This is a genomic window from Verrucomicrobiota bacterium (genome assembly GCA_016871535.1).
Classification (GTDB): domain Bacteria; phylum Verrucomicrobiota; class Verrucomicrobiia; order Limisphaerales; family SIBE01; genus VHCZ01.
Genome location: VHCZ01000109.1, coordinates 1 through 18,995, shown reverse-complemented (window position 1 = coordinate 18,995; position 18,995 = coordinate 1). Strand labels below are relative to the sequence as shown.

Sequence of the window (18,995 nt, the reverse complement as noted above, 5' to 3'; positions counted from 1 at the left end):
TTTTTCGCCAGACTTCGTTGCTTGCTCCTTACAGATCCACTTCGGGATATGCTCGTCGCTCGCGCCTCGTCTGGCCGAAAAATCCCTTGCCGCGAACGTGAGCGTATTTATGAAATGGACCACTTAGGAGAACACCATTCGGCAAATCGCAACGGACGCGATTACGCCGGCGAGATCCGCGAGCAAGCCGGCGGCGACGGCGTGGCGCGTACGCCGGACCGAGACGGCGCCGAAATAGACGGCGATCACATAGAAGGTGGTTTCGGTGCTGCCGAAGATCGTTCCGCCCATGCGCGTGATCAAATGGTCTGGGCCCAGGTTTTTCACCAGGTCCGTGAATAGCCCCGTCGTGCCGCCGCCGCTGAGTGGGCGCATCAGGACCATCGGCAGTAACTCAGGCGGGAAACGGATCGCTTGCAACGCGGGTGACAGCCATCGCGTCAGCAGGTCGATCCCGCCCGCGGCGCGGAACGTCCCCACGGCGACGAGGATTGCGACCAGGAACGGGATGATGCGGAGCGCGACTTGAAAGCCTTCCTTGGCGCCCTCGACGAATTCCTCATAAACCTTGACGCCGCGCAGTCCGGCATAAAGCGGGAAGAACGAGAGCAGCAAAGGGACGGAAACGACCGAAAGGCTGTTGACCCAGTTCACGAATGGACTTGGTGGAGCCTGTCCCGAGACGGCGTTGCGCCACAGCAGCCAGGCAAAAAAGACAAGGAAGGCGCCGAGAATCAGCTTTCCCCACCAACGCAATGGTCGAGGCTCGGATTCCATTGAAGACCGACCAGGAGTGAACTGAATTTCCTCGCCCTTTCCTTCTGCCCGAACCGGCCCCCTCACCCCGTCCCTCTCCCCTTCGGAGGGGGAGAGTGTGTCCGCGGGAGGGGTGAGGGGGATTCCCGCCGGTTCGTTGTGTGGGCGCGGGATTTGGAAGGCCGGCAAATCCTGCAAGAACTTGACGGCAGCAATGCCCACGAAGGTCGAGCACAAGGTCGCGATCAAGGAAGTGCCCACGATGGCGGTCGGATTCTGTGAGCCGGCGGCGGCCAGGATGGAGATCGCGGTCATCGGGAGCAATTGAACGGAACTCGTGTTGATCGCCAGGAAAGTACACATGGCGTTGGTCGCGGTGCCCGGATGCGGGTTCAACTTTTCCAGGTCGTTCATCGCGCGCAAACCGAGCGGTGTGGCGGCGTTCGCCAGACCGAGCATGTTCGCGGCGATGTTCATGAGCATGGAACTCATCGCGGGATGTTGTTCCGGCACATCGGGAAAAAGCCGGCGCATCACGGGCCGCAACACGCGGGCGAGGACGGTTACCAAACCGGATTTCTCGGCCAGACGCATGATGCCCAGCCAGAGCGCCATCAACCCGGCTAGCGGGAGCGCGATCGTCATGACGGCGGTCTTGGCGGCGTCGAAGGCTGAATCGGTCAGTTCTTTGAGTTTGCCGTCCGCGCCTCCCAGCACGACTGCGGCAAGGATCAGCCCCAGCCAGATGTAATTCAGCATGGTGAGTCTGTTTAACTCAGCCCGGTCAGACCGCGAGCAAAAAAGAGCATGGCCTGCCATTTCACGTGCGCGGCCAGATTTTCTTTGGACACGAATTTCACGAATTGGCGCGAATTCGGAAAAAGCCCCTTCATCCGTGTTAATTCGCGCAATTCGCGTCACCTGGCACGGCTGATTCAAGAAGGAGCGCGGGCAGGCTGCCCGCGCTCCTTTCGCGAGATTCTTGAATCAGCCGTCACCTGGCTCATCTGTACCTTGTCATGGGCCACGGGTGGCTATACGAAACACGCGTGATCGAACCACCGCTCCTCCAGCAAATTGACCGGACGTACGTTCTTTATCGCGGCCATAAGTACTCCTATTTCTCAGGTTGCGATTATTATCGGCTCTCGACGCACCCGGAGGTGTTGCGCGCTTTGAATGCGGGTGTGCAAAGGTTCGGGCTGACGGTTGCGGCTTCACGATTGACGACGGGAAACCACCCGCTGTACGGGGAACTTGAAAGGCGGTTAACCAGTTTCTTCAAGGCTCCCACCGCCACGGTCTTTTCCAGCGGTTACGTGGCGAACCTGGGTGTGGCCCAGGCGCTGGCGGGAGGTTTTGATTGCGCATTGATGGATGAGCGTGCTCACGCCAGTTTGGCCGATGCGGCATCGTGGCTCGCGTGTCCAGTAGTTCGGTTCCAACACCGAGACGCCCAGGACGTCGCCAGAATCGTGCGGAACGGCGCAAGGGCATCCCGGTTCATTCTGCTGACCGATGGCCTGTTTTCCCATGACGGTTCGGTGGCCCCACTGAAAGAACTTCTGGAGGTCCTGCCTCGCAACTCGGTCGTGTGGGTGGATGACGCGCATGCGGCAGGGGTTTTGGGAAGGGAGGGCAAGGGGACGCTGGAGCATGCCGGTGTGTCCCGGTCTCGGATCATTCAGACCATTACTCTGGGAAAGGCGTTTGGAGTCTACGGAGGGGCGGTGTTGGGCAGCGCGTCACTGCGCCGAAGAATCCTGAGCCAGAGCAGTCTATTTGTCGGCAATACGCCCATGCCGCTACCGCTGGTCGCCGCCGCGATCCAGGCCTTGAGCACGTTTCAGAAAGACCGATCCCTGCTTACCCGCTTGTTCGCGAACACAAAATACGTGAAAGACCAATTGCGGGAGATCGGCGCGGCGATTCCCGACACCCCAGGCCCGATCGTTTCGGTGGCGCCAAGGGATCGGCGCGCGATCGAGGCGCTCAAGAAGCACTTGTTGGCCGCGAGAATTTATCCTCCGTTCATTCGGTACCCGGGCGGGCCGGCGGATGGCCATTTCCGATTCGCATTGAGCAGCGAGCATACGCGCTTGCAGCTCGACACTTTGATCGAAGTGATATCGAAGTAATCCGAGATTTGACACTCCTGGGGGTGGGGAATATAAGCAGGGCGTTTTGACTGGTCGGCAAATCGGAAATCGCAAATCTAAAACCTAAAACTGCAAATTATGTCACTGAAAGTTGGCGACAAAGCCCCGGATTTTGAGCTCTCGACGAAAACCGCCGAGGGCCCGAAAAAACTGAAACTCAGCAACAACGCCGGCGAAAAGAATACAGTGCTGCTCTTCTTTCCCATGGCTTTCACGAGCGTTTGCACGAAGGAAATGTGCGACGTCAGCCAGGGCCTCAACGCCTACACGAGCTTGAACGCCGACGTGTGGGGCATCAGCGGCGACAACCCGTTCGCGCAGGAAGCCTGGGCGCAGAAGGAGAAAATCACCGTGCCGCTGCTGGCGGATTACGAACACAAAGTCGCGCAGGCTTACGGCGTGGCTTACAGCAGTTTTCTCCCGCAATTGAATCTGGGCATGGCCGGCGTGCCCAAGCGCTCGGCTTTTGTCGTCGATAAGCAAGGGGTCATCCGTTACGCCGAATCGAGCGACGATCCGAAGCAACTGCCCAACTTCGACGCCATCCAGCAAGCGCTGAACGGGTTGAAGTAGGCGGAGCTGATCCTCATCTCGGCAGATTGAATGGGGAGCACACGCGCCCTCGCGTGTGCCGACCGGCGAGGCGCCGGCCGGAGCGCCGTTGAAACCATCCTGCTAAACGGTGAAGTCGAACGAATGTGGTCGGCGGGGGCGCCGACCACGGCACGCGAGGGCGCGTGCGCTCCCCATCCGTATCGATCTCAACGGAAAAGTTGACCGCTGCGAAAGGTCGGCGACATTACCAGACATCATGAACAACCGGCACAGTCTTTTTGATTCACTCACACAATTTGAAACCGGCGCGGGCGCGCCGGGGGCATTCTATTCGCTTCCCGCGCTGGAAAAGGCGGGCCTGGGCCGCATCTCCCGCCTGCCCGTGTCCATTCGCCTTGTCCTCGAATCGGTGCTTCGGAATGTCGATGGCAAACGCGTGACCGAGCAAAGCGTGCGCGAACTTGCGCGTTGGGTTTCGAAAGGTGAGCGCGTGGAAGAGATTCCTTTCGTGGTCGCGCGCATCGTGCTTCAGGATTTCACCGGCGTGCCTCTGCTGGTGGATTTGGCCGCGATGCGGTCCGCCGTGGCGCGGCTGGGAAAAAATCCGGAGATCATCGAGCCATTGGTGCCGGTGGATCTGGTCGTGGATCACTCGGTGCAAGTCGATGTGGCCGGCAGCGCGGACGCGTTCAAAAAGAATCTGGAAATCGAATTTCAACGCAACCGCGAGCGCTACCAGTTCCTGAAGTGGGGCATGCAAGCGTTCAAGACGTTCAAAGTCGTGCCGCCCGGAATCGGCATCGTTCACCAGGTCAACCTGGAGTATCTCGCCAAAGGTGTGCTCTCGGACGGCAACGGGCTTTACTATCCGGACACGCTCGTGGGCACCGATTCGCACACGACGATGATCAACGGGTTGGGGATTGTCGGCTGGGGTGTGGGTGGGATCGAAGCGGAAGCGGGGATGCTCGGCCAACCGGTTTATTTCCTGACGCCGGACGTCGTGGGCGTTCATCTGACTGGAGAATTGCGGGAAGGCGTCACGGCGACCGATCTTGCGCTGCACGTGACGCAATTGCTGCGCAAGGCAAAAGTCGTCGGAAAGTTCGTGGAATTCTATGGGCCGGGAGCCGCCAGCCTGGCTGTGGCCGATCGAGCCACGATTGCCAACATGGCGCCGGAATACGGCGCTACGATGGGTTTTTTCCCGATCGACGACGAAAGCGTCCGGTACTTGCGCGGGACTGGACGCACGGACGCCGAGTGCGCCTTGTTCGAGAATTACTTTAAGGCGCAGCAGCTTTTTGGCATGCCCAGGCGCGGCGAGATCGATTACAGCGTGGATCTGGAATTGAATCTGGCCGAGGTGAAGCCTGGCGTCGCCGGTCCGAAACGTCCGCAGGATCGAATTGAGCTTGGGGCCTTGAAAAAGAACGTGGAGGAGCTTTTAGCCAAACCTGTCGCAGAAGGTGGCTACGGCAAGACCGGTGAAAGCCGTTCGGCCACAGCGCGCATGTTGTCCGGGCCGCTCGAAGCGAAGCTTGGCCATGGCGATGTGGCCATTGCCGCGATCACGAGCTGCACGAACACGAGCAATCCGAGCGTGATGCTGGCGGCGGGGTTGCTGGCCAAGAAAGCCGTCGAACGCGGATTGCAGGTCAACCCCCTGGTCAAAGCGTCCCTGGCGCCTGGATCGCGCGTGGTCAGTGATTATCTGGCCAAGACCGGACTGCAACCTTATCTCGACCAATTGGGATTCAATCTCGTCGGTTACGGCTGCACGACGTGCATCGGCAATTCCGGACCGCTGGCGCCGGTCATTGATGAAGCCATTCAGCAGAACGATCTCGTCGTGGCCAGCGTGCTGTCCGGCAATCGGAATTTCGAGGCGCGGGTGCACCAGAGCGTGAAGGCGAATTTCCTGATGTCGCCGCCGTTGGTGGTGGCGTTCGCTCTGGCGGGACGCGTCACGATTGACCTGACCACCGAACCGTTGGGGCAGGGGAAAGGCGGCCAGCCGGTTTATCTGCGCGACGTTTGGCCGACTTTGGCGGAGATCCGCGAACAGATGGAAAAGGCGCTCAAACCCGAAGTCTTCCGATCTTTGTATCGGAACTTCACCGAACAAAACCCGAAGTGGAACGAAATCCCCTCCAGCATCGGGCGAGTCTATGAATGGGACGCCAAGAGCACGTACATCCAGGAGCCGCCGTTCTTTGAAGACTTCTCGATGCAGCCGGAACGGATCGCGGAAATCCGCGGCGCGCGGGCGCTGGCGATTTTCGGCGATTCCGTGACGACGGATCACATCTCGCCCGCTGGCAGCATCAAGAAAACTTCGCCGGCCGGGCGGTATCTGATCGAGAACGGCGTGAATTTTCTCGACTTCAACAGTTACGGCGCGCGCCGCGGCAACGACCGCGTCATGACGCGCGGCACGTTCGCCAACGTCCGCATCAAGAATCTCATGGTGCCCGGAGTCGAAGGCGGTGTGACGAAATTCCAGCCGTCCGGCGAACAGATGAGCATCTACGACGCCGCAATGAAATATCGGGAAAGCAAAACGCCGCTGGTCGTGCTGGCCGGGCAGGAATACGGGACGGGCAGTTCGCGGGATTGGGCCGCGAAAGGGACGGCGTTGCTCGGCGTGAAGGCGGTCGTGGCGCAAAGCTTCGAGCGAATTCACCGGTCCAATCTCGTGGGCATGGGCGTCTTGCCGCTGCAATTCAAAGAAGGACTGTCCGCGACGGCGCTCAAGTTAGATGGAACAGAGAGCTACGATGTGGTCGGGTTGAACGCGAACCTCAAGCCGCAGCAGGATTTGACGTTGCGTGTCGCGCGGACCAACGGCTCGAGGGAGGAGCACGCGGTCCGTTGCCGGATCGACACGCCGATCGAGATCGAATATTTCCAGCACGGAGGCATTCTGCCTTATGTGCTGCGGCAGATCTTGAACGGGAGGTAACGATTTATGGCAGGCAAAGTTGGTCCGCTTTGAGATCGGTGATGAAGCCGTGGCCGGGAGCATGGGCAATCATCAGGTCGATTTTCGCGGCTTCCGCGGCGGCTTGAGGCGTCACGCCGCACGCCCAAAAGACGGAGACAAATTCCTTCGGCACCGCGGAAACAGGCGGACCCAGCATGGGATTCTTCAGATCAGCGCCAATCGCGTCCGGGTCGCCGATGTGGATGGGGGCGCCGTGATTGAAAGGAAAGCGTGAAGTCACTTGCGTGGCAACGATCGCTTGCTGCGGCGTCAACCAACGCATCGTCACAATGAGCGGGCCGTGAAACGGGCCGGCTGGTTGGGTTGGGAGATTAGTGCGCAGAACCCATCGGTTCTTGTCCGTCGGAACTCCGGCCCTTTCCAGCGCTTCGTCAAACGTGATGCCTGATCCGATCAGGAACGAGACGAAGTCCGGCTCCCAAAGATGGGAAATGTCCGTTTCGTCCTGGACGCTGCGTCCCTCGCGATACACGGCGTAACGCGGGACGTCGGTGCGCAGGTCAGCACCAGGCGCGCTCAGCCGCGGTTCGGTCTCGCCTGGGTCACAGACTTCCAGCACCGGGCAGGCGCGCTGATTGCGCTGGCAATACAGGAGAAAGTCGAACGCGAACGCTTTGCGAAGGATGACCAGATTACACTGCACGTAGCCCATGGCCAAACCGCGTGTCAGGCTTGTGTGCCGGCCTTCCCGGATGTCGAGGCGCGCTTGCTGGGCAGGGCTGTTCAGTTTCGAGTTCAAGGTTCAAAGTTCAAAGTTGGACCTTCGGCCCCGCCCGTCATCGGCTACTCCGGAGGCGACTCGATACATGAGGCCGAGAGTTTGCGTCGCGTTCCTCGAACGTCAGCGGGCGGTGGCGGAGCAAATCCGCTTTGAAATCTCCCAGGCTCGGCCAGTGCAAGCGCTGATCCAAATCAACCTCCGCGACGACGACCGATCCCCATTTCTCAGCCCTGGCGATGGGCTTGAGTTTGTTCCGTAAGCGCCCGCCTCGCAACCTGCATGTGATCTAGGCGGATTCCTCTTCGGGAATGTCAGGTAAAACGTAGGGGACAGCCTTTCCGAGCCGTTCCATGTATAAGAGTCCGCCCTGGGGCCGATCGATCTCAGCGGTCTGCGCGACGAACGCAAAAATCGCCTCCGCACTGGAAGCCGGGACCACGACCGTGACGATTTCCTTCTCGAAAGATACGGGCAGTCCGCTCGCCCCTGCGGGATCTGCGATGGCAGCCCCCCGGGCGTGATGAACGGCCGCAGCGTTCAGTCCGCGGCGGTGGAGCGCTTTCAAAAGTTCGATTCCCTTTTGACTGTGAAGAACGCAGGTGATGAGTCTCCATTCCTCTTGCTCCTCTGGCCGATGTTCGATCATGAAAGTCTCCGTCAAGATGGCGGCCGGCTGGTCTATCCACTCTTCTTGGGCAATTTTTCCAGGATATGTGGCGGGATATAGGTCGCGGCCTTCTCCAAAGGCGTGATGTACATGAAGCCCATCCCCGGAGTGTCCAGTTTTCCCGCCAGATACATCTTTTCGAAGATGCGGTCCACCTGATCCGTGGACACGACGACGTTAATGACTTCCTTTTCGACTTCCACGGCCACGCCCAGGATCCCAAGCCGCTCGCGGATCCCGGTCCCGCGCGCAAAATAAACCGTGGCGCCCTGTGCTCCCGCTTCGCGCGCCGCCTTGACTAGCGTATCGGCAATGCCGCGTTGGACAATGCAAGTGATCAGCGCGACATCGGTTAAGACGGTCAGGTTTCGTTGACTCATGTGACCAGGACTCCATTGGCTGACTGAGCTTGTTCCGTCTGGAGGTATTGCTTTTTAGCCTTCCACTGGACGTAAAGTCCGAGCGCCAGAACGGAAATGATTGGGCAGACCGAAGCTGCCGCGAGAATTCCAAAGCCTTCAATGGCTCCGACGGCCTTGCCAAATCCGAGACCCATCGCCAGGACCAGCGGCACCGTCACGGGACCCGTCGTGACGCCCGCACTGTCCCAGCCCACGTTGACGAATTCCTCGGTCGAGAAATAGGTCAGAACGATCGCGAGAAGGTTGCCGATAACGATAATGTACATCACCGGAAATCCAAAAATGATTTTGAGGACCCCCAACGCAATCCCGATCGCGACTCCAAATGAGACGGAGTACATCAACATGGACTTCTTGAATGCGCCGTTGGTGAGATTCTCCACCGTGAGTCCGAGCGCATTCAACGCCGGTTCCGCCAGCGTCGCTCCAAAGCCCAGAATCCAGGCAAAAAGCGCGGCGATAAAGATTCCGAGACTGGTCGCATACAAGGGCGAGCCGGGAACGGTTTCGATTCTCGCGAACGCGCCGGGGACCAGACTGCCAGACTGATTGCCGAGTTTGGCGAGGCCATAGGTCAGCCCCATGTTGAACAACACCATTCCCGCGACTGCCAGGGTGATTCCGTACCATGTAACTCCTGGATTGGCGATCCGTTGCCGGAGCACCACGGTCAAAACGATCACCAGAAAGAGAACCAACGGCACAATGGCCCGAACGCCCATGACAATTTCCAATCCGGGAGTGGACTCATACCAGGCCAGCGACGCCTGGGCCGCGTTTGCGGCGTGGGCCGACGCGGCGGCAACGATGGACTCCGGCGAAGCCGTGAAAGCGACATAGATCGCCAGCAGCAGCACTCCCAAAATCGGAAATACGGACGCCAAAGTCACAATGCCGAAGCCGGACAGGGACGAATTTCCCTTTCCGACCGCCGACGCCACGCCGATCCCGAGCGCCAGAACCAATGGCACGGTGACGGGACCGGTGGTGACTCCGCCACAATCCCACGCCAGGCCGATCACTTTGGCCAATTCGGGATGAAATTGAGCATAGGCGCTGACCAGCAGTGTCGGACCGAGGCTCCAATAAATGAGCGGTTTCAGGCTCCAACCGTAAATAAATCTCAGGATGCCCAGGACCGCCGCGACTCCGACACCGATACCAACGATGAGCACGGTCGCGCCCGAACGGTCCGCAAGGAGCGTGTAAAGATATGGCGCTTTTTGGGGATCGACGATGGAGCCGGCGACCTGCAGCGCGCCGATTGCCGGTTCGGCGAAGGTCACGCCAACGCCCAGAATGAATGCAATCAGGAGAACGATCGGCAGCTTCACCTTTCTCGGCAACGTGTTTCCGATGTTTTCTCCAAACGGCATGAGACCCAACTTCAGTCCTTCCATGAACAGCATCAGGCCGATCAAAACCGCGAAGAGACCCGCTCCGACAATCGAAGCATCCGCCACCGTCTGTTTGAGGACAATCCATTGAAACAGCGCCAGGTAAATCGCCAGCGGAATCACCGCCCGCGCCTGTTCCAGAAATCGCACGCTGACATAAGGCTGAAGCAGCCGATAGACGTCGATCAGCCTTAGCTTCAATTTGGGAGGGTCGTAGGGGAGGTCGCTTCCATCCTTGTCCTTCTGAATTTGTGGCATGAGGTGGCGGTAGCTGATCTGATTTGCTTGGACACCCACCTCGCGCAGGTAATCTCCGAACCGGACTTCTTGGGCCATAATTGCTTGTTTCGACTGACGCTGTGGAGTGCCTCGCCTCGAAACACGGGATGACTCACTCAACGCCGGCGAGATCCGCTAGTCTGGTCTGATCAGATCCCACGCGACGCATAGATAAGCTTCGACGAAACTCTGGCACAAGGAAAATTGCGCGCGGGTTGTATGCCCTCAGTGGAGGGTGGGGCGAGGACTCCCGCCGAGCCAATGCCATCGAAGCTCCGCAGGAGCGTCGCCCCACGGCCGTTAACTGAGGGGATACCGCTGGCTGTAACCCCTGTAATCCCTCACGCTTCAGCTTAAGAGCTTGTCTGAGAATTATGAGGGGCCCCTCCTAATTTTCAGACAGCCTCTAAGATTCCCTCCGCGACACTCCCATGTACGTCGGTCAGGGGGAAATCGCGCCCGGCGTAGCGGTAAGTCAGTTTGGTGTCCAGGCCCAGGAGGTGGAGCAGGGTGACGTGAAGGTTGAGTTCTGCCCGGCCGGACCGGTGGCCGCTGATCAGCAGCGGTCAACAGTTTGAAGGACCCGCTATATAGCCCTTGCGTTCGCCGAGCGGTTCAGGCAGCTCGACAAACCGATCTCCGCTGAACTGATAATTCTTCCCGTTGAAGGCCGAGACGTACAGGTTCCCGGCCTGATCTTCAGCAAACGCCCGGGCATAATCCCCGTTCCATCCTTCGGGCTCCCGATACGTTTTCCAGACGCCGTGCTCCACACAAACCATGCCCGCATCGGTGCTCACCCAGACGCGCCCCTTTTTGTCGAGGTGCAGATTGACGATCGCCGTGCTGGACAATTCCGGGGTCGTCGCCTTGTTGAGGACTTTGAAACCGACCCCGTAGAATCGCGCGAGGCCATTGAAGGTGCCGATCCGCAGGTAACCATCCGGCGTCTGCACCATGGCCGTCGCTGAACTATCCGGCATGCCGTCTTCCATTTCCCACTGCGAGACGACGTACTCTTGCTGGAGACGAGCGCCGACCCAGGCAGGCTCGGCGAGCAGACTTGCCGCCAGGCCCATGCAAAGCACAGAACTCGCCAGGCATCGATTCCTCAGAACAGCGGCAGTTTCATACGGTTGTTTCTCGAATCGATGGTTCGATGGCAATCCGCTCTGGCGCGAAGTTCCAGGCCGACGTCCTGTAACTGGGCGAAGCTTAAACATGGTCGTTACCACGCAACATTCTGGCGGACAGTGAGAACTTGGGTAATGCCGTGGCGGACACATAGCAAGGCGAAAGTGGGACGCGGCGTTGCGGCAGTTGCGGCATCTCAGGAATCATGGCTCCATTCCTTGACTCGCGCAATCACGAGGGGCAAGGTTTGCTCGCTTGACGCCGGATCGTTCAGTGATGGCGGGCGAGAACATTTTCGCTGCGGTGCTGCAAACTCCCGCCGTGCAAACCCTGCGACGGCGTCTGGAGCGAGGGGGAGTCTTGTCTTTCGACGGCATCAGCCGAGCCGCTCAGCCTTTCCTCGCAGCGTTGCTTCATCGGCTCATTCCCGGCCGCCCCATCGTCGTCATCACCGAGGGCGTCAAAACCCAGGAAAGCTTTCATCAAGACATCGAGACCTGGCTTGACGGGAGCGAAGGACCACCGCGGGTTCTTTTCTATCCGGCCTGGGAAACACTCCCCCACGAAGCCAAACTCCCGCACGCGGACGTCATCAGCGAACGTCTTGAAACACTGGTGGCGCTTTCGTCATTCGCGGAGCGGTCGCGCCTGCGCGCTGAACATGAGTCCGGTAGGGCGAGTCCGTCCCGGCGAGCCGATCAACCAGCTTGGAACGCGTCCGAGTCGGCTCGCTGGGGACAGGCTCGCCCTACGCCGAAGTTCACTGGAACGCCTCCCGAAGAGCGGCAACCCACCCCTTCCCCCCTCCCTGGAGGGGAGCTTGAATCGGCCAACCGCTCTTCAGACTGTACGCCGGTCATCGTCACCAACGTCACGGCGCTCATGCAGCGCACGTTCGCGCCGGAGGCAATACGTGCGCGGACTCGCGTTCTGACTCGGGGCGGCCGCATCGAGCCGCTGGATTTGATCGAGTGGCTGGAGGATCAAGGCTACGAACCGGAAGCGCAGGTTACGCAAAAAGGGGAAATCGCATCGCGCGGCGGCATTCTGGATGTTTTTCCGCTGACGAGTCCCTGGCCCGTTCGTGTGGAGTTTTTCGGCGACGAACTTGAATCCTTGCGCTACTTCGATCCGCTCACGCAACTCTCCCGCGACCAAATTCAAAGCGTAACTCTTCCGCCGGCAGGGGAACTTGGTTTGCTTCAGCAAGAAGCGGAGCGCGGCGTTTACGCCGCCTCAACTTCACCGGGGCCGGCAGCGCCTGGCCGTCCCGGACGTGTCGAGTCAGCTCGCGTTGAAGCGGCTTCAAGGCAGCGCTCCCGGCCATCCGAGACTTCGGCGCAAGATTTGGGCGCGCCAGCGGCCATGCCGAAACCGCCTCTCGCCACGCTGATCGACTATCTTCCCCAGAACGCGATTTGGCTCCTGTGCGAACCAGACCTGATTGAGGAACAGGCTCAGACTTACGCCGATCAGATTCCTTCTGGCGACCTTTATTTCATTGATTGGGTTGAGCTGCTCGATCAAGCGCAACAAAGAGGAATGACGACGATTGCGGTCACTGAAGAAGCCAAAGTTTCCGAAGAATCCGATCCATCCGCAGAATCGCCTTCGGCAGACACGGCCCTTCAGGACCGCTCGGCGCAAGAATCGGAATTGACCTCGCTGCGCTTTGGCGATCTGGAAGCTTTCCGGCCCATTGCGGAACGGCGCGTCGATCCGCAAGTCGCCGAGGCGCAGCGTCGTGAATTCTTCAACCAGTTGCACCGCTGGCTCCGGCAGGATTACCAGGTCCACGTCTTCTGCAACAACGAAGGCGAGCGCCAGCGGTTCCAGGAAATCTGGCAGGATTACGGCCTGAATTCGTCGGGCAAAACCGCTTCCAGCCACGACTCCACCCCTTCGCCGCGCCCAGGAGGGGAACGCGAAGCCAGCGCGGAAAACGAAGTTCCCCTCCTGGGCGGGGCAAGGGGTGGGGTCAAGATCTCAACCCACGATCCTGGTCCGGACGCTCAACGCTCAACGCGCAACGCTCAACTCTCCCCCCACCTCGGCTCGCTCTCGCGCGGCTTTGTATGCGAAACCGCCAGAGTTGTCGCCGTGACTGATGCTGAAATCTTCGGACGCTACAAAGTCCAACGACCCCGGCGACTCCGATCGCCGCACGCCGCAGCCGCGCGATCCGCGTTGGATATCGACTTCACCGAGTTGGAAGAAGGCGATTACGTTGTGCATCTCCAACACGGGATCGGGCGCTACTTGGGTTTGAAAGTTTTGCCAGTCGGCTCCGGACGAAAGTCTGGCGGCCACGCGCGCGAGGCGCAGTCAGCCGTACAAGAGTGCCTCGTGATCGAATATGCCGCCGGAGATTCGGATCAATCGCCGCCGAAACTTTACGTCCCGGTGACCGAAGCTCACCTGGTCAGCAAATACGTCGGCGCCGGGAAGGCGCGTCCGATTGTGAACACTCTGGGAGGCACGCGCTGGGCCAAAGCCAAAGCGCAAGCCGAGGAAGCGGTGCGCGATCTGGCGGCGGATTTGCTGGCCATCCAGGCGGCGCGCGAATCGAAGGCGGGTCACGCGTTTGCGCCGGACACACCGTGGCAGCGGGAATTCGAAGGTTCGTTCTTGTACGAAGAGACTCCCGACCAGGAACGAGCGATTCTGGAGAGCAAAATGGACATGGAAACGCCGCGCCCGATGGACCGCTTGATCTGCGGCGACGTGGGCTACGGCAAAACCGAAGTCGCGTTGCGCGCCGCGTTCAAAGCGGTCATGGACGGAAAGCAGGTGGCGCTGCTCGTGCCCACGACGGTCCTGACGCAACAGCATTTCAACACGTTTCGGGAGCGCATGGCGGATTATCCGGTGCGGGTGGAGCAACTGTCGCGCTTCTGCAGCCGCCGCGAGCAAAAGCGCATCGTGGAGCAGGTGGCGAATGGCTCCGTCGATATCGTGATCGGCACGCACCGGCTGCTGCAGGACGATATTTCGTTCAAGGAACTGGGCCTGGTCATCATTGACGAAGAACAGCGCTTCGGCGTGCTGCACAAAGAGAAGTTGAAGCGCCTCCGAACGCTGGTCGATGTCTTGACGCTCAGCGCGACGCCGATTCCCCGGACTCTTTACCTGGCTTTGACGGGCGCGCGCGACATGAGCACCATTGAGACGCCGCCTCAGGATCGCCTTCCCGTGCAGACGCTCGTCGCGAAATACGACGAGCGCTTGATCCGCGACGCGATCCAACGCGAACTCAATCGCCAGGGCCAGGTCTTTTATCTGCACAATCGGGTGGACGACATTGATCGCGTCGCCCTCCGAATCCAATCGCTGGTTCCCAGCGCGCGGGTGATCGTGGGCCACGGGCAGATGCATAGCGACGATCTGGAGGAAGTCATGGCGCGGTTTGTGAACGGCGAGGCGGACGTGCTCGTTTGCACCACGATTATCGAGAGCGGCATCGATATTCCCAACGCCAACACGATCATCATTGACCGCGCGGATCGGTTTGGCCTGAGCGACCTGTATCAACTGCGCGGGCGGGTGGGTCGGTACAAACATCAGGCCTACGCGTATCTGCTCTTGCCGCGGCACGCCGCGTTATTGAGCGACGTGCGCAAGCGCATCAGCGCGATCCGGCAATATTCGAGTCTGGGCAGCGGCTTCAAGATCGCCATGCGCGACCTGGAGATTCGCGGCGCGGGCAATCTCCTGGGCGCCGAGCAAAGCGGCCACATCACAGCGGTCGGCTTCGAGTTGTATTGCCAGTTGCTCAAGCAGAGCATCAGCACGTTGAAAGGGGAGAAGGTGAAGCCGCGCGTGGAAGTCCAGGTTCGGCTGGATTTTCTGGCGTTGAGTCCGGGGGAGGAGGAGCAATCAGTGGTCAGTGATCAGTGGTCAGTGATCCGTGGGGAAAAGGTGGAAAGCAGAGGACACAAGCCCGTAAACGCAAGTCAGGATGGCGCTGCCAGCGAGAATCTCAAATCCGCAATCCGCAATCCGCAATCCGCAATCCGACGACGGTCCGTTGCCTACATTCCTTTCCGTTACATCCACGAGGCGCGGCAGCGGATTGAGATTTATCGGAAGCTGGCCCAAGTCACGGACAAAGCATCGTTGGATCGGCTGCGGCGTGAGTTGGTGGATCGGTTCGGCAAACTGCCGTGGGCCATGGAACTGCTCCTTCAGGTCACGCAGTTGAAGTCTCTGGCGAGCGATCGCGCAATCACCAGTATTGAAACCAAGGAGGGCAAACTGATCCTGACCCGGAACGCGGATTACATCACGCTGGCCGGCAAATTCCCCCGGCTGACCAAGAAGGACGCCCGCGCCCGGCTCACCGAGATCAAGAAATTGCTTTTGGCGCTCTGATTGGCGGGCAGCACGGATTTTGCATGACGAGTTACACCGCCAGTCCGGCTGCGCGAAGCCGTTCCTCCACCCAGGATTGGTCCTCGGCCGTCAGAGGCGGATCCAGCGGCGCGGTGAAATTCTCCCGCCAATGCCGTCCATTCTCGTAACACCGATCCAGAAAAGGGTTCATGCCCGGAAAGGGGTTCTTCGTTGAAAGCACCAAGCTGGAAGGTAATCGGGCCGGCGGAGTCAATCAACGCCGATTGTTTCGGGTGCGATTCAAACTGATTCAAACTGTCGGTCGGCGAAGTCTTCTCCCTCTCTTCCCGAAGGGAGGAGAGGGCTGGGGAGAGGAGCTGTGTCCGATTTCGCTTTTCCAAGAAACCCTCTCTCCAGCTCTCTCCCCACTCGTTTCCTCGCGAGGAGTGAGGGAAGTCAATCGGAGTCGCTGACCGACACTTTAAGGGTCTGTGCAAAAATAGCCTCCGGTTTTGGCGGGAGCGCCGCCTGGCCGGATGCAAGGCGCGAGGAGGGAGCATCCCCGTTTTGGGGCTGTGACCGACGAGCAACGCCGCAGCCGGCTAGGCGCCGCCCCGCCCCGGAGGGCTGGGGCGATTTCGCTTTCTGGCTTCGTTTCTCCTCAGTCGCAGAGCCCTGGCTATGCTCCTTCGTCGTGCCTCGCCAGAAAGCGAAATCACCTCCAGCAAAACCGGAATTTATTTTCGCACAGACCCTAAGCGCACCTGTCGTTAACTGAGGTGCTACTGCCGTGGTGTCGTGGCGTGTCTTCCGTTGACACAGGCGATGACTGTGCGTCATTCTCCGCCCGCGTCCCAGCCGACCTCGATCATGAGAACGAAAGACTCCTTCGCTTTGATCGCGATTCAGGCGGCCGTTTTGACGGGTTGCCTCGTGCCTCAAGGAGCGAAGAATGCTCTGCGGGAACAGATCGTGGACGAAGCGTCGCCAGGCAAACGGCTCTTCCAAGGCCATTGCGCCCGTTGCCACGGAATTCAAGCGACCGGTGGGTTCGGGCCGAGTTTGGCGCAACCTAAATTGCGAAGTGCGCCGGACGAAGCCGCGTTGATCCGAGTCATCAGGAATGGAATCCCGGACAGCGCCATGCCCGGCGCGTGGCAAATCTCGGATCGGGACGCGCGTCAGCTCGCCGCGTATGTTCGCACGTTGGGAAAAGTCGAGCCGCGTGCCGTACCTGGAGATGCGGCGCGAGGCCGAGCGATCTACGAGGGCAAAGGCACGTGCGCCACCTGCCATCGAATCCGGCGGCAGGGTGGGGCGCAAGGTCCCGATTTGACCGATGTTGGACGGCGCCGGGGAGTGGATTACCTGCGGCAATCACTGGTTGATCCCGGGGCGGCTCAACCGGAAGTCGGCGGCGATCCGCACTCGCCGCCGGGCTATGCGCAATTTCTGCCGGTGCGCGCGATGATCGCCGAGGGGCGCGAAATCCAAGGCGTCCGATTGAACGAAGACGATTTTACGATTCAACTGCGCGACGCGGACAATCGGATCCAATCGTTGCGCAAGGGCGAACTCCGCGCGCTGCAAAAGGAATTCGGCAAAAGCCCGATGCCCAGTTACGAGAACGTTCTCTCCGCTTCCGAGTTGGATGATTTAGTCGCTTATCTGGCCAGTCTGCGAGGTGACGAATGAAACGAGATTTGAGCCTCCTGCAAGTCCTGGTGCGCGGGAGGAACCATGTGCGCACTTCCCCCGCACCCCGGCTCACTCCCTCAGGGAGAGGGAGAATCGATTGCTGCGATGGACAATTCTCGAACGCACATGGTTGGCCCAAACCGGCAGAACTCTGCTCCCTCTCCCCACGGGAGAGGGCTGGAGTGAAGGGGCGCGTGGCAAGAGAACTCCACAGGCGCGGACCATTCCCGGGCGTTTGTCTCGCTTCGATTCTTGGCATTGCTTTTCTGCTTCCAGGTCTGGATGTCAACGCGCAGGTGCCTTACACCCGGATTCTCAATGCCGAGCGCGAGCCGGCCAGTTGGCTCACTTACTCCGGCAGTTACCGATCGCATCGCTTTTCCACGCTGGATCAGATTAACGCCGCCAATGTGGCCTCGCTGAAGCCGGTCTGGGTTTACCAGCTGAAAAGACCGGGCGTGTTCGAAAGCTCGCCGATTGTGGCCGACGGCGTGATGTATCTGGTTGAGCCGCCCAGCACGGTTACCGCCCTGGATGTGCACAGCGGACGCCGGCTTTGGACCTGGACACCGTCCATGCCGAAGGACGTTAAGGCGCTCGGCTTTCCGGCCACCAACCGTGGCGTGGCCATCCTGGATGAAATGATTTTCGTCGGCACATTGGACGCGCATCTGGTCGCGCTCGACGCCAAGACCGGCGTGGTCCGTTGGGATGTCAAGGTGGCGGAGAACAAGACGGGACATTCCATCACCTGCGCGCCGCTCGCGTTGGACGGAAAAATCATCATCGGCATCAGCGGCGGCGAAGCGGGCATTCGCGGGTTTCTCGACGCGTACGAACCTTCGACCGGGAAACGGCTCTGGCGTTTTTGGACCGTGCCCGCGAAGGGCGAGCCGGGCAACGAAACCTGGGGCCGCAACAGTTGGAAGACGGGCGGCGGCGCGACCTGGGTGCCCGGCTCCTACGATCCCAAGCTGAATCTCCTGTATTGGGGCATCGGAAATCCCGCGCCGGATTGGAACGGCGACGTGCGTCCCGGTGACAATCTTTACACCTGCGCGCTCGTGGCCTTGGACGCCTCGACCGGAAAATTGAAATGGTATTTCCAATTCACGCCGCACGACACGCACGACTGGGACGCCAATCAAATCCCCGTGTTGGTGGATGCGGAGATGGGCGGTCGCACGCGCCAGTTGGTCGCGACGGCGAATCGCAATGCGTTTTACTATCTGCTCGATCGCGAGACTGGCGAATTCCTTCTTGGCGTCCCCTTTGCCAAACAAACCTGGGCGCAAGGCCTGGATGCGCGCGGCCGTCCGATCGTGTTGCCCAACACAGAGCCTACCGAGCGCGGCACGCTGGTGTGGCCGAGTCTCCAGGGCGCGGCCAACTGGTATAGTCCGAGCTACAGTCCGATGTCCGGGCTGTTTTACGTGGCCGCGCGGGAGATGGGTTCCTACTACTTCAAATCCGAGGTCGAATACAAACCCGGCGCCTACTTCATGGGCGGCGGCGAACAGGAGTTGGGCGGGGACAAAGCTTCCGGCGCGGTGCGCGCGTTGGATCTCATGACGGGCAAGCGCGTCTGGGAATTTCCGTTGCACTCACCGCCCTGGGCCGGGCTTCTCGCCACAGCCGGCGGCGTGGTCTTCGGCGGATCGAACGAAGGCAACTTCTTCGCGCTCGACGCCCGAACGGGCAAACCGCTGTGGCAATTTCAAACCGGCGGCAGCGTTCACGCCAATCCGAACACGTTTCTCGTGGATGGCAAACAACGCGTCGCCATCGCCGCAGGCAACGCGCTGTTTGTTTTTGGGCTTTAGTCGGAGGACCCATATCGAGCGCCGAACCAATCTTCTCCTCAATCT

Annotated in this window: 12 protein-coding genes and 1 pseudogene; 6 read left to right on the top strand and 7 right to left on the bottom strand. The window is 60.0% G+C overall.

Features of this window, described 5'->3' with window-relative positions; all coding sequences use genetic code 11:
• Nucleotides 1–123: 123 nt before the first annotated feature.
• Complete coding sequence (locus FJ398_15055; GenBank protein ID MBM3839253.1) at nucleotides 124–1,515, bottom strand: nucleoside recognition protein; 1,392 nt, start codon at nucleotides 1,513–1,515, stop codon at nucleotides 124–126.
• A gap of 260 nt (nucleotides 1,516–1,775) precedes the next feature.
• On the opposite strand from FJ398_15055, the gene FJ398_15050 reads away from it, so the two are divergent.
• The 3 genes from FJ398_15050 to acnA all read left to right on the top strand — a co-directional run bounded on the left by FJ398_15050 (nucleotide 1,776) and on the right by acnA (nucleotide 6,435).
• Nucleotides 1,776–2,894, top strand: a complete 1,119-nt coding sequence (locus FJ398_15050) for an aminotransferase class I/II-fold pyridoxal phosphate-dependent enzyme (GenBank protein ID MBM3839252.1) — start codon at nucleotides 1,776–1,778, stop codon at nucleotides 2,892–2,894.
• Nucleotides 2,895–2,993: 99 nt separating this feature from the next.
• The gene (locus FJ398_15045; GenBank protein ID MBM3839251.1) at nucleotides 2,994–3,488 is read left to right on the top strand and encodes a redoxin domain-containing protein; all 495 of its coding nucleotides are present in this window, start codon (nucleotides 2,994–2,996) and stop codon (nucleotides 3,486–3,488) included.
• 238 nt (nucleotides 3,489–3,726) lie between these two features.
• Nucleotides 3,727–6,435 carry an aconitate hydratase AcnA gene (gene acnA, locus FJ398_15040; GenBank protein ID MBM3839250.1) on the top strand — a complete coding sequence of 903 codons (2,709 nt, stop codon included), beginning with the start codon at nucleotides 3,727–3,729 and terminating at the stop codon, nucleotides 6,433–6,435.
• A 4-nt stretch (nucleotides 6,436–6,439) separates the two neighbouring features.
• Here the strand turns inward: acnA and FJ398_15035 are convergent, their stop codons facing one another.
• The 6 genes and pseudogenes from FJ398_15035 to FJ398_15010 all read right to left on the bottom strand — a co-directional run bounded on the left by FJ398_15035 (nucleotide 6,440) and on the right by FJ398_15010 (nucleotide 11,129).
• The gene (locus FJ398_15035; GenBank protein ID MBM3839249.1) at nucleotides 6,440–7,129 is read right to left on the bottom strand and encodes a DUF1445 domain-containing protein; all 690 of its coding nucleotides are present in this window, start codon (nucleotides 7,127–7,129) and stop codon (nucleotides 6,440–6,442) included.
• 355 nt (nucleotides 7,130–7,484) lie between these two features.
• Nucleotides 7,485–7,844, bottom strand: coding sequence for a hypothetical protein (locus FJ398_15030; protein MBM3839248.1), 360 nt, complete (start codon nucleotides 7,842–7,844; stop codon nucleotides 7,485–7,487).
• A gap of 32 nt (nucleotides 7,845–7,876) precedes the next feature.
• Nucleotides 7,877–8,245, bottom strand: coding sequence for a P-II family nitrogen regulator (locus FJ398_15025; protein MBM3839247.1), 369 nt, complete (start codon nucleotides 8,243–8,245; stop codon nucleotides 7,877–7,879).
• The gene (locus FJ398_15020) at nucleotides 8,242–10,020 is read right to left on the bottom strand and encodes a DUF1538 domain-containing protein (protein MBM3839246.1); all 1,779 of its coding nucleotides are present in this window, start codon (nucleotides 10,018–10,020) and stop codon (nucleotides 8,242–8,244) included. The genes FJ398_15025 and FJ398_15020 overlap by 4 nt, the downstream gene beginning before the upstream one ends.
• 338 nt (nucleotides 10,021–10,358) lie before the next feature.
• A pseudogene (locus tag FJ398_15015) lies at nucleotides 10,359–10,487 on the bottom strand (DUF1501 domain-containing protein).
• 42 nt (nucleotides 10,488–10,529) lie between these two features.
• Nucleotides 10,530–11,129, bottom strand: a complete 600-nt coding sequence (locus FJ398_15010; GenBank protein MBM3839245.1) for a hypothetical protein — start codon at nucleotides 11,127–11,129, stop codon at nucleotides 10,530–10,532.
• 289 nt (nucleotides 11,130–11,418) lie between these two features.
• Between FJ398_15010 and mfd the strand changes: the two genes are divergently transcribed.
• The 3 genes from mfd to FJ398_14995 all read left to right on the top strand — a co-directional run bounded on the left by mfd (nucleotide 11,419) and on the right by FJ398_14995 (nucleotide 18,950).
• Nucleotides 11,419–15,468 carry a transcription-repair coupling factor gene (gene mfd / locus FJ398_15005; protein MBM3839244.1) on the top strand — a complete coding sequence of 1,350 codons (4,050 nt, stop codon included), beginning with the start codon at nucleotides 11,419–11,421 and terminating at the stop codon, nucleotides 15,466–15,468.
• A 786-nt stretch (nucleotides 15,469–16,254) separates the two neighbouring features.
• Nucleotides 16,255–17,124: a c-type cytochrome gene (locus FJ398_15000; protein ID MBM3839243.1), complete on the top strand. Its 870-nt coding sequence runs from the start codon at nucleotides 16,255–16,257 to the stop codon at nucleotides 17,122–17,124.
• Nucleotides 17,121–18,950 carry a PQQ-dependent dehydrogenase, methanol/ethanol family gene (locus FJ398_14995; GenBank protein ID MBM3839242.1) on the top strand — a complete coding sequence of 610 codons (1,830 nt, stop codon included), beginning with the start codon at nucleotides 17,121–17,123 and terminating at the stop codon, nucleotides 18,948–18,950. Before FJ398_15000 ends, FJ398_14995 begins: the two co-directional genes overlap by 4 nt.
• Nucleotides 18,951–18,995 lie beyond the last annotated feature (45 nt).